Genomic DNA, 15,617 nt, shown 5'->3' with positions numbered 1-15,617 from the left:
GTCGCCCCGGCGGTTACTGTCGCCAGGTGTTAACCATCAAAACCAGGTTTCCATCTGCATCCCGAACGACCATTCGCCGCCCGATTTAAAACCACTGCTGCCCAGCGCGTCATCGCTGGCGTAATTATTGAGTTTTTTGCTCCAGTCCATCCACGAGGTGTAAAGACGGATTTCAGGACGGCTGAAGAAATCGCCGATGTCGCCAACCTTAAAGGTCGGGGCGAAGGTGAGCTTGTAGAAGCTGCCGTTTACCGCATGGCGATCGTTATAACCTTCAGGTTTGAGATCCATATACTGGTAACTGCCTTCATAAGCGAGGGCGAAGTTTTGATTGATCTCCTGGATCAGACGCATGTTGAGGGTTGCCCACTGGTAGCTGTCGCCATCGACATAACGGTCTTTACTGGTTTGTGCCAGTATCGCCGGGGCGATAAACCAGTTCTTGCTCAGTGGCGTGGTGCCGTAGCTGGCGAAGCGCCAGGTGTTAGCCCCCGAGCGTAACGCGCCGTCAGAGCCGACACCTTTAACTTCGGCACCCAGTCCGTGACCGTAGAGCAGGGCGGTTTTGCTGGCACCTTCACGCAGGCCGTAAAAACTGTCGTTGTGCAACCCGAGCAGCGCATGTACACCGGTATTTGCCGCATCGCCTTTGACCGGATTACCGTTGGTATCCTGGCGTTCGTCGTTGTCTTTTGCCCGCATCCCGCTGACCATCATCTGCACCGGCCCGATGAAATTGTTCATGCTGACGATGTAGTTCTGCACACTGTTGCTGGTATCAGCAATATCGCCGAAGTTACGCCCGTAAAGAGAGAAGTTGCTGCGAACGCTGTCGTTCCACCTGACATCGTAAATACCGCCGCCGGTACCGGCGAGGAACACGACATCCGAGTCGATCCAGTGAATGTCAAAGTTATCCCGGTCAAAGCGTTTCCCGGCCCACAGGGTGGAGCCTTTAAACGGCCCGTCGAAGGTGGGCAAGTTGCCCAGTTCAACAAAGGCCTGACGCACGTTCAAATCACTGGTGCTCGCCGTCCAGTCGTTATAAGTGGTTTGACCGTCGGCGACCATGACTTTGAAGCGGGTCGTTGCCCCGTTATCCAGGGTCTGCTTATGTTCAAGATTCATTTCAACATAGGTATCGGCCTGGTTTCCCAGGCGGCCAATAGCCCCACCGGTTTCCCCTGCTGGCGTCATGTAGGCTCCGGATTTGGTGCTGGCGCCGGAGTCATTCATTATCACGCCGGAGCGGGCGTAGCCGTGGAACTCAAACCCGCTTTTCTCATCGGCTTTTTTCTCCAGTTTGGCGGTACGCTGAGCCACTTCCTGAGTGCTGTCCTGGGTTTTTTGTTGCTGTGTCGTGAGCTGCTGTACTTTCTTCTCTGCCGACTCTGCGCGGGTTTCTGCCGTTTGCGCTCTGTTTTCGGCATCCTGTAAGCGTTTTTCCAGCGCAATTAAACGGGCTTCGATACTGCTGAGATCCGTTTGTGCATGGGCTGAGGCGGCGCCGGTTAGCAAAGCGATAAGAACCGCGAGTGTGCTTTTTCTGAACATATTGATTGCATCCCAAAAGGAAAATAAAAAATTGTGTGTTTTTACTAAACCGGTTTAGTTGCAATGTTAAGCACGACATTTAACATTTTGAAATTGATTTTGCTAAACCGGTTTAATAAGTGTGATGGATGCAACAAAGTGGACCGCGTACGACGGTATTTAGGATCAAATCTGGCGGTGTAGATCGCGCTGGTATGGCAGGGCAGTCATCGCGCCTTTCGCCAGGGTTGCCAGGGCACCGCAGGTTTGCGCCAGAGCGAGCGTTGGCTCCAGGGCATTGATATCCGCCGGCATCCCGTTGGCAGCAAGGCTGGCAAGCAGTCCGGCGACAAACGCATCGCCCGCACCGGTGGTATCCACGCTGACAACCGGTTTAGCGCTGAAATGGATAAACTGCTGCTGGAATGCGGCGATGACGCCCGCTTTACCCTGAGTCACCAGCAGTAATTCAGGCTGATAACGCTCAGTGATGCTGGCGATCCCCTGCGCGATATCATTACTCCCGCTGATGAGTATCAGCTCTTCTTCGGACAGTTTCACCACGTTCGCCAGACGCAGGGCGCGGTCGAGACAGGCGTGCAACAGGTTCTGATCTTGCCAGAGATCCAGGCGGATATTAGGGTCAAAGCTCACCCGGCCACCGGCACGTTTGATGTTCTCCATAGCCGCGAAGGTAGCACTGCGGCTGGGCTCGGCGCTGAGCGCGATGGAGCAGATGTGCAACCACTGTCCGGCGGCAAACTGTGGCAGGTCTTCTTCAGCCAGGAACAGGTCAGCGCTGGGGCGTACCATAAAGGTAAAGGTGCGTTCACCTTGGTCATCAAGGTCGACCACCACAGTGGACGTGCGGTGATGATCGTCAAGATACATATGGCTGACGTCGACCTGCTCCTGTTGCAGGGTATGACGCATGTAGCGGCCAAACGGGTCACCGCCGACGCGGCCGATAAATCCGCTGTTGCCGCCAAGGCGGGCAACCCCTACCGCCACGTTAGCCGGCGCGCCTCCAGGGCACTGTAGCAAGCGCCCTTCACTCTCCGGTAGCAGGTCCACCACTGCGTCGCCCAGAACCCAAACTTTTGCTTTCATGCTAAAACCCTCCAAGGCTAAACTTAATTAAACCGGTTTAGCATATTAAATCACAGTGAATGAGTGGGGGAAAGTTCCAGCCGGAAAAGCACTGCTCAGGGCATAAAAACGTGAGCCGCCTTACGAAATAGAATTGATTCGACAGCTGTGAAGACTTACGTCCTGGACACAAATGGATCCTGGATAAATTACCATGCAACTTGATGAAATTATCATGTTTTATCTTATTTACAGATAAATCAAAGGGCTTTTAACACCACACTTCTTGGCATAATGGTTAAGTGTAGTAATGCTCGCTCTGGATGGGTTTGCTTCTATGCTGCGCAGGTATTTGTAAGAAATACCCATTCTACTGGCGAGTTGTTGTCGCATCAGGCCAGCGAAACTGCGCAATTTCATCAGCGTTTCTGGAGGGTTTCCTTTAAAACTTCATCGACAAAACCGCTTTTTACCGTAGATACAGTAAGTGCCTCTTCTCTGCCATTATCCCAGCATCCAAGGTTACCGGGTTCTGATGTAGTCTGCCGATATGCAAGAAATGCAACGGCATCATGCTGGTTATGATGCTGTTTAATCTTCATTGTCACATGGACTATTCAGGGAGCGACAAGCGCTCCCACATGAAAACAGAACCACTCGTTTCATTTACGTGCTTCCTCAAAAGTAATCTCATACCCAATACTTCTGATTTAGTAGGGTTCTGATCATATCATGCAGCTCGATTGCGCTCAATTTGACGGTTTTCATCTTTACACAATGCTCGGTTATGATACTTTGTGATAGGCATGACAAGATCTGGCCGTAATTTTTTAGAAGTGAGTTTGCCCGCCACTTCACGGGACAGCATACATCCGGATAAAACCGGTAACAGGAAAGGCTCCACGCTGCATACGGAGGAAACAGAATTAATGAATGATAAATTGCCGCCCTGCGCTGATACCAGGGTGGAACGTGTCCGTCTTAAAGATGGGGATTACTTTTTCCCTGCTGAACCCGCCATAAAAGCGGATTCTTTGCGGACAAAATCGCTCCTTCATCGTTTTAACCACACCGATCCTGCTCATATTGATTCCCGCCTGCTACTGATGAAAGAGTTGCTGCCTGAATGTGGGGAAGGGGTATCTGTCACCACGTCTTTCCACTGCAGCAGGGGGTATAACATTCGTAAGCGTCGTCTCAGCACCGTCTGGCAGATCCTGAAATTCCTGAGAGGATAGTGGACACCAAATATGGTGGACACTATCCATGAAATCATTAACCACAGTGCGTAAAAAAAGCCCTAATTATCCCGTTGAGTTCAAAATCAAAATGGTTGAACTCTCGCATCGACCAGATATCCGAGTCTTTGCGTTTGCCAGCGAGGATAAGGAGTACCAACCGTTACTCGATGATATTCTGGATGGTCCAATGGTTGGGCGTTTTGATACTGAGGAAGCCGGAAAGGCTTTGATCGATGGTGGATTGATTGAGCGTTTGATGTCAACTATCATGCCCTTTATCACTTCAGAGGCCCCTCTACCCGATACGCATCTACGTCGGGAAACAACCTGGTATTATCCACTGGAAGCTATTCGCGAAACTGTTGTAAATGCACTGGCTCATCGTGACTGGACACGCTTTGTTGAGATAGAGATTGGCTTGTATAGCAATCGATTTGAAGTTATTAGCCCAGGGGCGCTGAATAATTCGATGTCGATTGAAAAGATGGTTACAGGTCAGCGATCACCACGCAATACGATTATTATGGAAGTCTTACGTGATTATGGTTACGTTGATTTCAGGGGGATGGGAGTCAGGACAAAGATTATTCCACTAACACAGGCCATGAGTGGCCAACTCCCTGAGTTTACTGCAACAGATGATTACTTGAAAACAATACTTTATCGCTCACCATCTTCTTGATATATAAGGTCTGGCCTTTCCATCCATAAGAAAGGCCATTGCTGTAAAAAATAAATTACCCGCGACTGCAGCCGAAGCTACGGTCGCCATCTCCATATGCTTTTGTATCGAGTTTAGCTAGGGAAGGTGCGAATAAGCAGGTCATTTCTTCCCAAGCTGACTCGCTGATTAAAATTTCGCGGATCTGGGCCGATTTTTTTCCCGCAAACACATCGAATCAGCCTATTTAGGCTATTTTTTCCACCATTTCTGGCGTTATTTCCGGTTTTTACTGAGATCTCTCCCACTGACGTATCATTTGGTCCACCCGAAACAGGTTGGCCAGGGTGAATAACATCGCCAGTTGGTTATCGTTTTTCAGCAGCCCCTTGTATCTGGCTTTCACGAAGCCGAACTGCCGCTTGATGATGCGAAACGGGTGCTCCACCCTGGCACGGATGCTGGCTTTCATGTATTCGATGTTGATGGCCGTTTTGTTCTTGCGCGGATGCTGCTTCAAGGTTTTTACCCTGCCGGGACGCTCGGCGATCAGCCAGTCCACATCCACCTCGGCCAGCTCCTCGCGCTGTGGCGCTCCTTGGTAGCCGGCATCGGCTGAGACAAATTGCTCCTCTCCATGAAGCAGATTACCCAGCTGATTGAGGTCATGCTCGTTGGCCGCGGTGGTGACTAGGCTGTGGGTCAGGCCACTCTTGGCATCGACACCAATGTGGGCCTTCATGCCAAAGTGCCACTGATTGCCTTTCTTGGTCTGATGCATCTCCGGATCGCGTTGCTGCTCTTTGTTCTTGGTAGAGCTGGGTGCCTCAATGATGGTGGCATCCACCAAAGTGCCTTGGGTCATCATGACGCCTGCTTCGGCCAGCCAGCGATTGATGGTCTTGAACAATTGACGGGCCAGTTGATGCTGCTCGAGCAGGTGGCGGAAATTCATGATGGTGGTGCGATCCGGCAGGGCGCTATCCAGGGATAATCGGGCAAACAGGCGCATGGAGGCGATTTCGTACAGGGCATCTTCCATGGCACCGTCGCTCAGGTTGTACCAATGCTGCATGCAGTGAATACGCAGCATGGTCTCCAGCGGATAGGGCCGTCGGCCATTGCCCGCCTTGGGATAAAACGGCTCGATGACAGCGGTCATATTCTGCCATGGCAGAATCTGCTCCATGCGGGAGAGGAAAATCTCTTTTCGGGTCTGACGGCGCTTAGTGCTGAATTCACTATCGGCGAAGGTGAGTTGATGGCTCATGATGTCCCTCTGGGATGCGCTCCGGATGAATATGATGATCTCATATCAGGAACTTGTTCGCACCTTCCTTAGTTGATCTCAAAGGAAATCAAAAAAATACGTTATTACTACATAACATCATTAAGGAGCAGGATACCCTGCATAAGGTCGTTGAGGCTGTTTATAAAGTCAGAAGCGTTCGTGATAATATTCAACAACATAATGCGACCGATGCCCGACAGACAGTGAATCAAATGCAAGATCAGATGGCGTATGCCAGAAAACAGTTCGATATTTTCTGGGGTATTCCTGGATTGACGGCTGACGATCCGCAAATCGGTAAAGTCATCAGAACGGCTTTTGAGCAACAAATGAATGCTGAGCAAAAGTCTATTGATACATTAAATCAGACGCTTTCCAGCAACAGTATTATTAATGCACAAGAAAATGCTAATGCGGAACTGCTCGCGGCTCGCAAAAATTTCGATAACGAAGTGACGAATTATTACAAATCAACAATGCTGATTGGTGAGAAGATCGTTGCACAAACACACGTTCAGTTTAATACCTCGATCCTGAAAGTATCCGTGATCCTGGTCATTACGGTACTTATCTTCGTTATCTGTAATTTCTGGTTGAACCGGACCATCATTCAGCCTTTAAAAATCGTTTCTGAACATTTTGCGCGGATTGGTAAAGGCGATCTCAGCCATCCTGTTAAGGTATCGGGTAACAATGAAATCGGCATACTGTGCTTAAATTTGCATAATATGCAAAAAGGCCTACGCGAGACTGTCAGCACTATTCGCGATGGCGTTGAGTCTATTAATATCGGTATGCAGGAAATTGCTTCCGGTAATTCCGATTTATCAACCAGAACGGAACAGCAGGCTGCGGCAGTCGTTGAAACGGCGGCCAGTATGGAGCAGATTTCAGTCACAACAAAAAATAATACTGATAAGTCACATCAGGCATCCGTCATGACCAGCGAAAGCACGGAAATGGCATTGCGTGGCGAGCGTTTAATGAGTGATATGGTTGAGAAAATTCACCTGATCAGCCGTAATGCGCAAGGCGTGAACGAAATATCCAATGTTATTGATAGTATTGCTTTTCAAACCAATATCCTGGCATTAAACGCGGCGGTGGAAGCCGCACGCGCTGGTGAGTCCGGGCGTGGGTTTGCCGTTGTGGCGAGTGAAGTCCGAACGCTTGCTCAGCGCAGCGCCTCCTCGGCGAAAGAAATCAGTGAACTGGTTGCCAAAGCGGCAATTAGCGTTAAGGAAGGGGTAGAGATAGCCGAAAACAGTGGCGCCATGATGGCGGATATTGCGAAGGCGATACGCAACATTAATGTCTTAATGGAAGATATCTCTGGAGCCTCGGGGGAACAGAGTCGCGGCATCGAACAGATCCGGGTTGCGGTAACGCAAATGGAGCAAGTGACTCAGCAAAACGCCTCGCTGGTTGAGGAGATAGCCGCCACGACAGGCAGTGTGGAAGAGCAGTCGGCAATGCTATCCCAGGCTGTGGCGGTGTTCCAGGTGGAGGAAAACCAGCCTTCAGCATAATAAATAGAGTACAAACTCGGCGGGTATCGAGGTGCGTTTGACGTGCCCGTTTATGACAGTGAGAAAGGTTGAGCTGCACATAGCTCACAGACCGCAGCTCATCAGGTGTCAATGTTGCCTGATGAGCTGCGCGAGAAAAATATCGGGAATGACGTTCTCCAGCGCGATTTGAAATCGCATTCGTCATATTGATAATAATTCTCATTATTATTGTTGTGTTGTACAGGTAATGGTAATGTTGCTTCAGTTATCAACCGTTAATCCCATTTCCTGTGCAGAAGACAGCATGAACAACACCACCGCCCTGAATACGTCCAGACGCGTAGCCCGCACCTTCTCCGTCAGCGAGTTTATGGATTTTGGTGAGCGTTACGGGATCGATTACCGCTTTCCCCTGCTGGCGCAAAAGCCGGATTTGTCGTCTTGCAGCCCCGTTCTGCAGGGGGAGGTTGAGGAGATGACGCTCCCCTGCGGGATGTGTGTCACGCACTCTGATGTGCAGGTGCTACAACCCTACGAAACCACCTCCCGCCACAGCAGTCCTCTGTATATGCTGGTGGTTCTGGAAGGCTGCGTCATCCTGACGCTCAACGGGCAGGAGCATGTGGTACGTTCCGGGATGGCGTTTAGCTCACGCCTGAGCGAGCATCAGACGATGCGTGCCCGCCATCATGCTGACTGCAAACTGCGCACGTTATCGCTCGGTCTGTATCCCGACGGCGCGTGGCGCACGGGGTTGCTCGAATCGTTGATGCGTGAGTGGGAAAGATGCGAAACGCCGACGCTTATCTGGCAGGTGCCGGGGTTTTTACTCAGCGGCCTGCAGTATGCGCAGCGGAGCACGATCGGTCATGTTTCTCGCCAACTGATGCTGGAAGGGCTGATATTACAACTGTTCGGCCATGGCCTCAGCGTGTGTCAGGTTGAGAGTGGCAAGCGGCTTGCGGCAAGCGGTGAACAGCAGCGGCTGGAGGTCGTTCGTCGTCTTCTGGAGCAGAGTCCCGAGAATGACTACACCCTCAATGCCCTGGCCCAACGCGCGGCGATGAGCCCCAGCAGCCTGCGCAGCAAGTTCCGTGCGGCCTATGGCTGTTCCGTCTTTGACTATCTGCGTGATTGCCGTCTGGAACGCGCGCGCGGCTATTTACTGGAAGGATACAGCGTACAGCAGGCGGCCTGGATGTCGGGTTATCAACATGCTACCAACTTCTCCACCGCATTTCGGCGTCGTTACGGCTTTTCGCCTGGCGATGTACTCAAACTTTGCTAATCCATTTTTACGTTTTTCGCACGTGCCTTCCCGACAATTTGGCACTGCGCATAGGCAACCTGGCATCCTGCATAGCTATCTCCGTTAGCAAAAAGGTAATAATTCTCACTTACAATTAGACATGCCTTTGGAGATATTCATGTTCGCGAAGACTCGGTTGGCGCTAGTGGTGGGATGGGTGACCGGTAGCGTGGCTTTTCCACTGCTGGCGCAGGAAACAACAAAAAACGATACGGTGGTTGTCACCTCGCAAATGCAAAGCGGGGCCACGAAGCTCGCCACGCCGGATATTGAAACGCCTCAGTCGGTATCGATCATTACCCGTGAACAGTTTGAAGAGCAGGGCGCAACCAGCGTGCGCCAGGCCGTGAGCTATACGCCGGGGGTGTACAGCAATCAGATTGGTGCCTCCAACCGCTTTGACTATATTGTGCTGCGTGGTTTCTCGGATGGTAGCCTGGACAACGTCTATCTCGATGGCCTGAAGATGATGGGGGACACCAACTCACACAGCTCGCTGGTGGTCGATCCGTGGTTCCTCGAAGATATCGAAGTGGTACGCGGCCCGGCTTCCGTACTGTATGGCCGTTCTTCTCCGGGCGGTATTGTCGCGCTGACATCACGTAAGCCGTCGTTTGATGCCGGCGGAGAAGTGAAACTGTTTGCTGGCAACAATAACCAGCGCGGCGCGGCGTTTGACGTCACCGGGGCGCTGGATGATAACGATCGCGTGGCGGCACGACTGAGTGGAATGACGCGTTACGCAGACTCGCAGTTTGGTCCATTGAAAGAAGAACGTTATGCGCTGATGCCCAGCCTGACCTGGCGCATCACCGACCAGACGCGTCTGGATCTGATGGCTTATCTGCACCGTGACCCGGAAGGCGGAAGCCACTCCGGTCTGCCGTATGACGGCACCGTGGTTCCACATTACGGGCAAAAGATCTCCAACACCTTTTACGAAGGCGAGGATGATTACGACAAATACGATCGCCGTGAAAACATGGTGGGCTACAACGTTGAGCACCTGTTTGATAACGGCTGGTCGGTGCGGCAAAAACTGCGCTACCTGCATACCGACGTTGAGCTGAATCAGGTGTATGCGGCGGGCTGGCTGAATGAAACCGAGCTTAACCGCGGCTACTCCGGCTCCGATGAAAAAATGTCAGCGATTACGCTGGATAACCAACTCGACGGCAGCTTTGATACCTGGCAGGTCAACCACCGTGTGCTGGTGGGGATCGACTATCAGGATCGCAGCAACAATACCACCGGCTACTATGGGGCATTCCCTCCGATAGATGCTTTCAACCCGGTGTACGGCGCGCAGCCTGATTACATCAACATGTATGCGCGTGAGAAGCACAAGCTGCGCCAGACAGGCTACTATTTGCAGGATCAGATGTCATGGGATCGCTGGCGTATTACGCTCGGCGGTCGCTACGATCAGGTGAGCGTTTCTAACATTGATAGGATCAACGATACCCGTAGCGATCTGGACAAAAACAACTTCAGCACCCGTGCTGCGCTGCTCTATTTGTTCGATAACGGCTTTGCGCCGTATGTGAGTTATTCCACCGCCTTTACGCCAACCAGCTTTGCCGATGAGAACGGCAATCTGCTGGATCCGATGAAAGGCAAGCAGTGGGAAGCCGGGCTGAAATATGAGCCGGAAGGACTCAACAGTCAGTTCAGCGCGTCGGTATTCCGTATCAATCAGACGAATATTGCCACCAAAGAAGAGCCGACCGATCCGTACCGCTCGATTGGGGAAATTGAGTCTGAAGGGGTGGAGCTGGAGGCCATTAGCCAATTGACGGAGAGCTTCCGTCTGCAGGCGGCGTATACCTATACCGACATTCGCTATAAGAAAAGCAGCCCGGAAGAGCAGGGTAAGCGCGCAGTGTACGCGCCGCGTAACCAGGCCAGTACCTGGCTGAGCTACGATGTGAAAAGCGGTCCGCTGGATGGCCTGACGCTGGGCTCAGGCGTGCGTTATGTCAACGGTATTGCCAGCGATCGCCTGAATACTCACACTCTGCCGTCCTACACGCTGGTGGATATGGCAATTGGCTACGACTTAACGAATATCGGTATTAAAGGGTTGAGCGCCCAGTTGAACGTCAACAACCTGACCGACAAGCGCTACGTTGCGGCTTGTAATTCGCTCTCATACTGCTACTTCGGCGCCGAGCGCAGCATTGTCGGCAGCGTTTCATGGAAGTTCTGAGTATCGTTTTTTAGCCGGATGGCGGCGCTGGCGTCTTATCAAGCCTACAGATGCGTGCAAATTGTAGGCCTGATAAGCGCAGCGCCATCAGGCTGGGGGATTGCGGTTATTGTGTAAAACCGTTTTGCATACAAATCTGCGCGCTGGTTCTCAGGGTAAAGGCGACTTTGTCTGGGTACTGGCTGTAATAGTTATGCTCTTCTTCCAACCCTTTCGCCTGCGCCAGACGTACCGTTTCCAGCGAGCAGGTACGGTAGATCAGGTCTTTATTCATATTGGTCTGCTTTTCACGCTGCTTATCTGCGGACAGCGCCAGCCAGCTCTCGGACAGCGAGTAATCGTAGACCACCCGGTTTCCTTTCGCCTGCACATTTTCAATGGTAATGAATTCGTCGATTTTCAGTCTTGGTTGCCCACGCATTTTTTTCTTATCTTCTGCGGCGGCATATTGGGCCAGCGCATTAATATCCATGCCTGCTATTTTCTGTTTATAGATATCGACATAAGCGGCGGGCTGCTGATAACGCTGAGCGTAAGCGTTTCTTAATTCTCCATCGCTCACCGTACAACCCGCCAGAAACAGAGGTAAAAGCAGCGCCAGTTTTATTTTAGTCATGATGTTATCCCGTTCATTATTGTGGTCCCAGTCGCCCATAACATAATAAAAAAATGATTACGGGTGATATTTAAGGTTGTATAAACGGGGGCACGATGACACAAGTGCAATAGTCTTAAAATGGCGTTACAGGCAGGAAACCCTGCCAGAATTGGCAGGGGTTTTGAACATACTGGTAAAGAATTAATGGCCGATCATTTTTGCTTTCGGGATCAGCTGGAAATACAGGTGATCCGGCACCGGCGTATCCCAGACATTGGCATATACCGCATAACCAATGGTGGCAAACAGAATCCCCAGCACCAGTATTGTCATGGCAATACCCGACAGTGCCGTTTGTCGCCATAACGCTTTACCGCTGCCTTTTGCACCCGGCGGTGTCTGCAGGGAAAAGCTCAATGTTGAAGCCACCGGGCAGGATTCAACACAGGTCATGCAGCCAGTGCATTCCACAGTACGCACCTGAATCAGTCTGTCGACCGGGATTTTCGATGGGCAATTTTTCGCGCATTTCCCGCAATCAATGCAACTGTCGGCGTTGCGGCGGATTTTAAACGGCGAGAACAGCGAGAACAGACCAAGCAGTGCGCCGTAAGGACACAGATAACGACACCAGGCGTTGCGAATAAACAGGCTCAGGAGGCTGATAACCACCACGGAGATGAGTGTGGCGGAGCCAATATGGCGAAAGAAATCGAGCATCTTCACATCGATGATGATTCCATAGGCTGACGTCAGAAAGTACTGAATCCCCTGGGCGGGCATTGACAGGGCGATATACAAGAAAAACCCCAGCAGCAGATACTTCAGGCTGAGCAGCGGGATATCCAGCCAGCGCGGCAGCGTAAAGTTACGACCGAATAATTTTCTCCCCAGATTACCGAGCAGTTCGGAAAGCGTCCCCACTGGGCATAACCATGAACAGAAAGCTTTTTTTAACAACAGGCTAATCAGGATAAACGCAACTAACAGCAGCATAGAGGCGGCATGGATGGGCGGAAGAAAACCGGTCTCTAGCGTATAGCGGAAATTCATCAAACCCGCTATCGGCAGCCATCCCTCAATACCGCCGGGCCTTGGAATATAAACGCTGGTGCCGGCGGTTTCGAAATAGCGGACCCAATACCAGAACGCCACGCCAATATAAATATTGATAGCCAGCAGGAGAAACTGGGTGGCTTTTCGCCAGCTGCTGGCGTTGCGCCAGTCATTCCACGGCAGTTTGCCCCCGGTCGTGCCTGGGCGGCGCTGCCAGCGCGTTCTCATCTTCCCGTTCATGGTTTTATAGTATCCCTCATATTTCCCCTTCTGCATTCAGAAGGCGTCATCACCGGGATATGCTAGCGCTATTCAGATTTGGTGTATTTGATTTGCATCTTATTACGAGGCTGTTATTTTCTTCATGCCAATATGCCTGAAAAATAATAACAGCCCGATATTTATCACAGGTCAGATAAATACCCTGAACGGGGTATTTATTTCTCTGCAGGGCAACGATTATTCCTGATAAACCTCAACGCGGTCGCGGCCATTACTTTTCGCCAGATAAAGTGCGCGATCGGCTTTATCAACCAACTGTTTATAGTCGGGATGATAGTCATATTCGGCAATACCAATACTGACGGTAATAGAAAACGTTTCTGTCGCTGAGGCTGCCATGCGCATCTCGGCAATTTTCATACGCAGCGTTTCCAGAATAATACTGGCCTGTGTTTCATCTGACTCGACGAGCAGAATCATAAATTCTTCGCCACCGTAGCGGAACACGTAATCGCTGCTGCGGATATGATCGTAAATGACCGCCGCGACGTTTTTGAGCGTCAGATCGCCAGTATTATGCCCGAAGTTATCGTTAATTTGCTTGAAGTAGTCGATATCCAGCATCGCCAGGGTAAAAGGCTTACGCGTATGTAACGCCAGCGAGATCTCGCGCCGCATGATGGTCGGAATAAAGCGGCGATTAAGCAACTGGGTCAGCGAATCTTTACCATTTTCCTGCTTAACCAGCGCGTCGAACATTGAGGCGAGCAGGAAATGGATTTTTGCCGATAGCTGGCGTACATCCTGCAATAAGCTCATCCGCTCGGGTTCTGTCGGCTGATGCTGATGCGACAGGGTTGTTGTCAGACGACTGTCGATCTCTGCAATCAGTGATTCCATCTTATTCAGCAGATTGCTGTTGCCGAGGATATGTTTTCCCTTATGTGATAACCACATACCGAAGTCAGAATTCGCCAGAAACACCATCTCACCGAAAGGCATTCCGGTGGCGATGTTATAGATAAACTGGTTTTCCCAGTCGGTAAACGAACGGATTTGCCGCTCGCGCTCGACGTTAACGTCATCGTAAATAGTCTGTAGACGGTACTGCTCCTGCGTGTGCATAGAGTTTTGAAAACTGGGGGAATAGGAGACCGTCATGGCCTCCAGCGCAGTATCCATTGCCAGACTGCTGAAACAGATAGCATCGCTCAGCAAGGCGGGAGTGGAATCCGCCTTTGTTTTTAACACCCTGTACAGCTCATCTTTCAGCTTGCGCGCGCCGCGGTTTACCAGATCGATGGGCAGGCCGATACGGGCATGCACCACACCAATTTTGCGCTGTTTGGCCAGCAGTTGTGAGAGATCTTCGTGGGCGCTGCCAAGTACGCTGCGCAGCCAGTCAAACATGCTGCCGCTGAGGCGGGTACTGACCTGTTCTGTATTGAGGAACAATGCGCTCTCCGCATGGGAGAGCATATAGTCATAAAAAACGGTTACTAAATGGCGGATCTCTTCATCGCTTAACGATGTCAGGAGCGTGTGAACTTCAGGCGATGTTTGACGTAACAGCGCCTGCCATTCTGTAAGGAGTAATGTGTCGTTTACCGGTTCAACCTGTTCCATCTTACTGCCACTCAACGTGCGATTAAAAATTCAGGCGGTATTACGGACAATTACCTCACGATGGTCAAGTTAAACTCTCTTATCGATGGCTAATACCTTCATAAATAAGCCTGAGCGCGAAGACACCAATAATGGCGCCAATCACCCGGCTGGCAACCCGTTGGATTCGGCCATACGCACGGCGCACGGCGGGCAACGAAAACGCCTGGCTGAGAAAAATACGCCAGATAACGGAAGACAACACAATGCCTGCCCAGGCCATCAACCTGGCCCACGTTGGCGTGTCTGCGCTTAAGGTGACCGAGAAGATACTAATAAAAAACAGCACGGTTTGCGGATTAGATAAATCCGTTAATAACCCACGGCGGAAAAACACATACCAGGGGGCGGAAAGCGGCTGCTGTAGCGTTGGCATTTGCGGTGTTGCCTGATGCCGGATGCTGTTCCAGGCGAACCACAGCAGATAGGCGCCGCCGACAATCTTAATCAACGAAAAAATCTCTTCACACTGAGTGATAAGCGTCGCCATGCCAAAGAGCCCGAGGCCGGAGTAGAACGCATCGCCTAAGGCGACGCCCAGACCGGTTATCACGCCCGCGCGTCGCCCTGACGCCAGGCTGGTTTGCACCACCACAAACAGGTTCGCGCCGGGGTTAAAAAAAGTTAAAACAAACAGGCTGACGGTGAGTACGACGGCGTGCAGAGGTTCCATAGACAACAATTCCTCAGATTCTCATAAAGTTAACACTATAATTTCAGTGCGCTGCCTGTTCTGAGGATCAACTCACACTGGCTATTGAAACTTTGAACAGGTTGACGCGCTGCTACCCGGTGACCGGTTTTTTCTGCGCCGCAAAATCTCTATATATTCCTGCTGAATGTGGATTTTTTATCCAGGCTGGACTAGTTATTAATCATCCTTGAATCGCGTTATGTAATGTTCAGGGATCGATGATGGCGTAATAACAAAACCTGGAGCTGGTCTATGAAAACTGGAATTAAAGTACTTATTGGTGCATTAGCTTTTGTCGTGACCAACGCATATGCCGCGGAATTTATGACAAAACTTGAATTTGAAAAGGTTGAGTCGCAGTACACAAAAATCGGTGATATCTCAACGAGTAATGAAGTTTCTGTCTCAGACGCTAAAGAAGAGCTGCTGAAGAAAGCAGAAGAGAAAGGGGCCGATGTGGTGGTATTAACCTCCGGTCAAACGGATAATAAAATCCATGGCACAGCCAATATCTACAAGAAAAAATAATACGCTACTG

General features: G+C 50.9%; 14 protein-coding genes. 6 read left to right on the top strand and 8 right to left on the bottom strand.

Going from position 1 to position 15,617, the window contains the following annotated elements; genetic code table 11:
* Nucleotides 1-36 precede the first annotated feature (36 nt).
* The 3 genes from HV345_RS18255 to HV345_RS26730 form a co-directional block, all read right to left on the bottom strand.
* On the bottom strand, nt 37-1,554 hold the full coding sequence (locus HV345_RS18255) for a carbohydrate porin (RefSeq protein WP_003029587.1): 1,518 nt from the start codon (nt 1,552-1,554) through the stop codon (nt 37-39).
* Nucleotides 1,555-1,719: 165 nt separating this feature from the next.
* Nucleotides 1,720-2,643, bottom strand: a complete 924-nt coding sequence (locus HV345_RS18250; RefSeq protein ID WP_003029584.1) for an aminoimidazole riboside kinase — start codon at nt 2,641-2,643, stop codon at nt 1,720-1,722.
* A 228-nt stretch (nt 2,644-2,871) separates the two neighbouring features.
* On the bottom strand, nt 2,872-2,991 hold the full coding sequence (locus HV345_RS26730) for a hypothetical protein (protein ID WP_352145210.1): 120 nt from the start codon (nt 2,989-2,991) through the stop codon (nt 2,872-2,874).
* 560 nt (nt 2,992-3,551) lie between these two features.
* On the opposite strand from HV345_RS26730, the gene HV345_RS18240 reads away from it, so the two are divergent.
* Both HV345_RS18240 and HV345_RS18235 read left to right on the top strand, forming a co-directional pair.
* A complete protein-coding gene (locus HV345_RS18240) occupies nt 3,552-3,860 on the top strand; it encodes a maltose acetyltransferase domain-containing protein (RefSeq protein ID WP_003029582.1) in 309 nt (102 codons plus the stop codon).
* Between the two features lie 28 nt (nt 3,861-3,888).
* A complete protein-coding gene (locus HV345_RS18235) occupies nt 3,889-4,545 on the top strand; it encodes an ATP-binding protein (RefSeq protein WP_003029581.1) in 657 nt (218 codons plus the stop codon).
* 268 nt (nt 4,546-4,813) lie between these two features.
* Here the strand turns inward: HV345_RS18235 and HV345_RS18230 are convergent, their stop codons facing one another.
* Nucleotides 4,814-5,794 carry an IS5-like element ISKpn26 family transposase gene (locus tag HV345_RS18230; protein WP_000019450.1) on the bottom strand — a complete coding sequence of 327 codons (981 nt, stop codon included), beginning with the start codon at nt 5,792-5,794 and terminating at the stop codon, nt 4,814-4,816.
* Nucleotides 5,795-6,027: 233 nt separating this feature from the next.
* On the opposite strand from HV345_RS18230, the gene HV345_RS18225 reads away from it, so the two are divergent.
* The 3 genes from HV345_RS18225 to foxA all read left to right on the top strand — a co-directional run bounded on the left by HV345_RS18225 (nt 6,028) and on the right by foxA (nt 10,844).
* A complete protein-coding gene (locus tag HV345_RS18225) occupies nt 6,028-7,344 on the top strand; it encodes a methyl-accepting chemotaxis protein (protein ID WP_255467583.1) in 1,317 nt (438 codons plus the stop codon).
* A 286-nt stretch (nt 7,345-7,630) separates the two neighbouring features.
* Complete coding sequence (locus HV345_RS18220; protein WP_032931274.1) at nt 7,631-8,614, top strand: helix-turn-helix transcriptional regulator; 984 nt, start codon at nt 7,631-7,633, stop codon at nt 8,612-8,614.
* 121 nt (nt 8,615-8,735) lie between these two features.
* The gene (foxA, locus tag HV345_RS18215) at nt 8,736-10,844 is read left to right on the top strand and encodes a ferrioxamine B receptor FoxA (RefSeq protein ID WP_181635898.1); all 2,109 of its coding nucleotides are present in this window, start codon (nt 8,736-8,738) and stop codon (nt 10,842-10,844) included.
* A gap of 106 nt (nt 10,845-10,950) precedes the next feature.
* Here foxA and HV345_RS18210 read toward each other — a convergent pair whose 3' ends face one another.
* From HV345_RS18210 to HV345_RS18195, 4 genes are all read right to left on the bottom strand, one after another.
* Complete coding sequence (locus tag HV345_RS18210; RefSeq protein ID WP_223307927.1) at nt 10,951-11,460, bottom strand: hypothetical protein; 510 nt, start codon at nt 11,458-11,460, stop codon at nt 10,951-10,953.
* Nucleotides 11,461-11,643: 183 nt separating this feature from the next.
* On the bottom strand, nt 11,644-12,738 hold the full coding sequence (locus HV345_RS18205) for a 4Fe-4S binding protein (protein ID WP_047499123.1): 1,095 nt from the start codon (nt 12,736-12,738) through the stop codon (nt 11,644-11,646).
* Between the two features lie 219 nt (nt 12,739-12,957).
* Nucleotides 12,958-14,346, bottom strand: coding sequence for a diguanylate cyclase (locus tag HV345_RS18200; protein ID WP_016151942.1), 1,389 nt, complete (start codon nt 14,344-14,346; stop codon nt 12,958-12,960).
* A 79-nt stretch (nt 14,347-14,425) separates the two neighbouring features.
* On the bottom strand, nt 14,426-15,058 hold the full coding sequence (locus HV345_RS18195) for a LysE family transporter (protein ID WP_016151943.1): 633 nt from the start codon (nt 15,056-15,058) through the stop codon (nt 14,426-14,428).
* A 273-nt stretch (nt 15,059-15,331) separates the two neighbouring features.
* Here HV345_RS18195 and yahO point away from each other — a divergent pair, with 273 nt between their 5' ends.
* Nucleotides 15,332-15,607 carry a DUF1471 family periplasmic protein YahO gene (yahO, locus tag HV345_RS18190; protein WP_016151944.1) on the top strand — a complete coding sequence of 92 codons (276 nt, stop codon included), beginning with the start codon at nt 15,332-15,334 and terminating at the stop codon, nt 15,605-15,607.
* Nucleotides 15,608-15,617 lie beyond the last annotated feature (10 nt).

This window comes from Citrobacter sp. RHBSTW-00986, from assembly GCF_013783065.1.
GTDB classification, from domain to species: Bacteria; Pseudomonadota; Gammaproteobacteria; order Enterobacterales; family Enterobacteriaceae; genus Citrobacter; species Citrobacter braakii.
Note: the sequence above shows the minus strand (reverse complement) of the source record. Positions and strands in the feature narration are given on the sequence as shown.

Bases quoted from the DNA above. Each gene is read 5' to 3' on its own strand.
- HV345_RS26730 (WP_352145210.1), bottom strand. From the start codon at position 2,991: ATGGGTATTTCTTACAAATACCTGCGCAGCATAGAAGCAAACCCATCC.
- HV345_RS18250 (WP_003029584.1), bottom strand. From the start codon at position 2,643: ATGAAAGCAAAAGTTTGGGTTCTGGGCGACGCAGTGGTGGACCTGCTA.
- HV345_RS18210 (WP_223307927.1), bottom strand. From the start codon at position 11,460: ATGACTAAAATAAAACTGGCGCTGCTTTTACCTCTGTTTCTGGCGGGT.
- HV345_RS18200 (WP_016151942.1), bottom strand. From the start codon at position 14,346: ATGGAACAGGTTGAACCGGTAAACGACACATTACTCCTTACAGAATGG.
- HV345_RS18230 (WP_000019450.1), bottom strand. From the start codon at position 5,794: ATGAGCCATCAACTCACCTTCGCCGATAGTGAATTCAGCACTAAGCGC.
- HV345_RS18225 (WP_255467583.1), top strand. From the start codon at position 6,028: ATGCAAGATCAGATGGCGTATGCCAGAAAACAGTTCGATATTTTCTGG.
- HV345_RS18240 (WP_003029582.1), top strand. From the start codon at position 3,552: ATGAATGATAAATTGCCGCCCTGCGCTGATACCAGGGTGGAACGTGTC.
- HV345_RS18195 (WP_016151943.1), bottom strand. From the start codon at position 15,058: ATGGAACCTCTGCACGCCGTCGTACTCACCGTCAGCCTGTTTGTTTTA.
- HV345_RS18235 (WP_003029581.1), top strand. From the start codon at position 3,889: ATGAAATCATTAACCACAGTGCGTAAAAAAAGCCCTAATTATCCCGTT.
- foxA (WP_181635898.1), top strand. From the start codon at position 8,736: ATGCCTTTGGAGATATTCATGTTCGCGAAGACTCGGTTGGCGCTAGTG.
- HV345_RS18255 (WP_003029587.1), bottom strand. From the start codon at position 1,554: ATGTTCAGAAAAAGCACACTCGCGGTTCTTATCGCTTTGCTAACCGGC.
- yahO (WP_016151944.1), top strand. From the start codon at position 15,332: ATGAAAACTGGAATTAAAGTACTTATTGGTGCATTAGCTTTTGTCGTG.
- HV345_RS18220 (WP_032931274.1), top strand. From the start codon at position 7,631: ATGAACAACACCACCGCCCTGAATACGTCCAGACGCGTAGCCCGCACC.
- HV345_RS18205 (WP_047499123.1), bottom strand. From the start codon at position 12,738: ATGAACGGGAAGATGAGAACGCGCTGGCAGCGCCGCCCAGGCACGACC.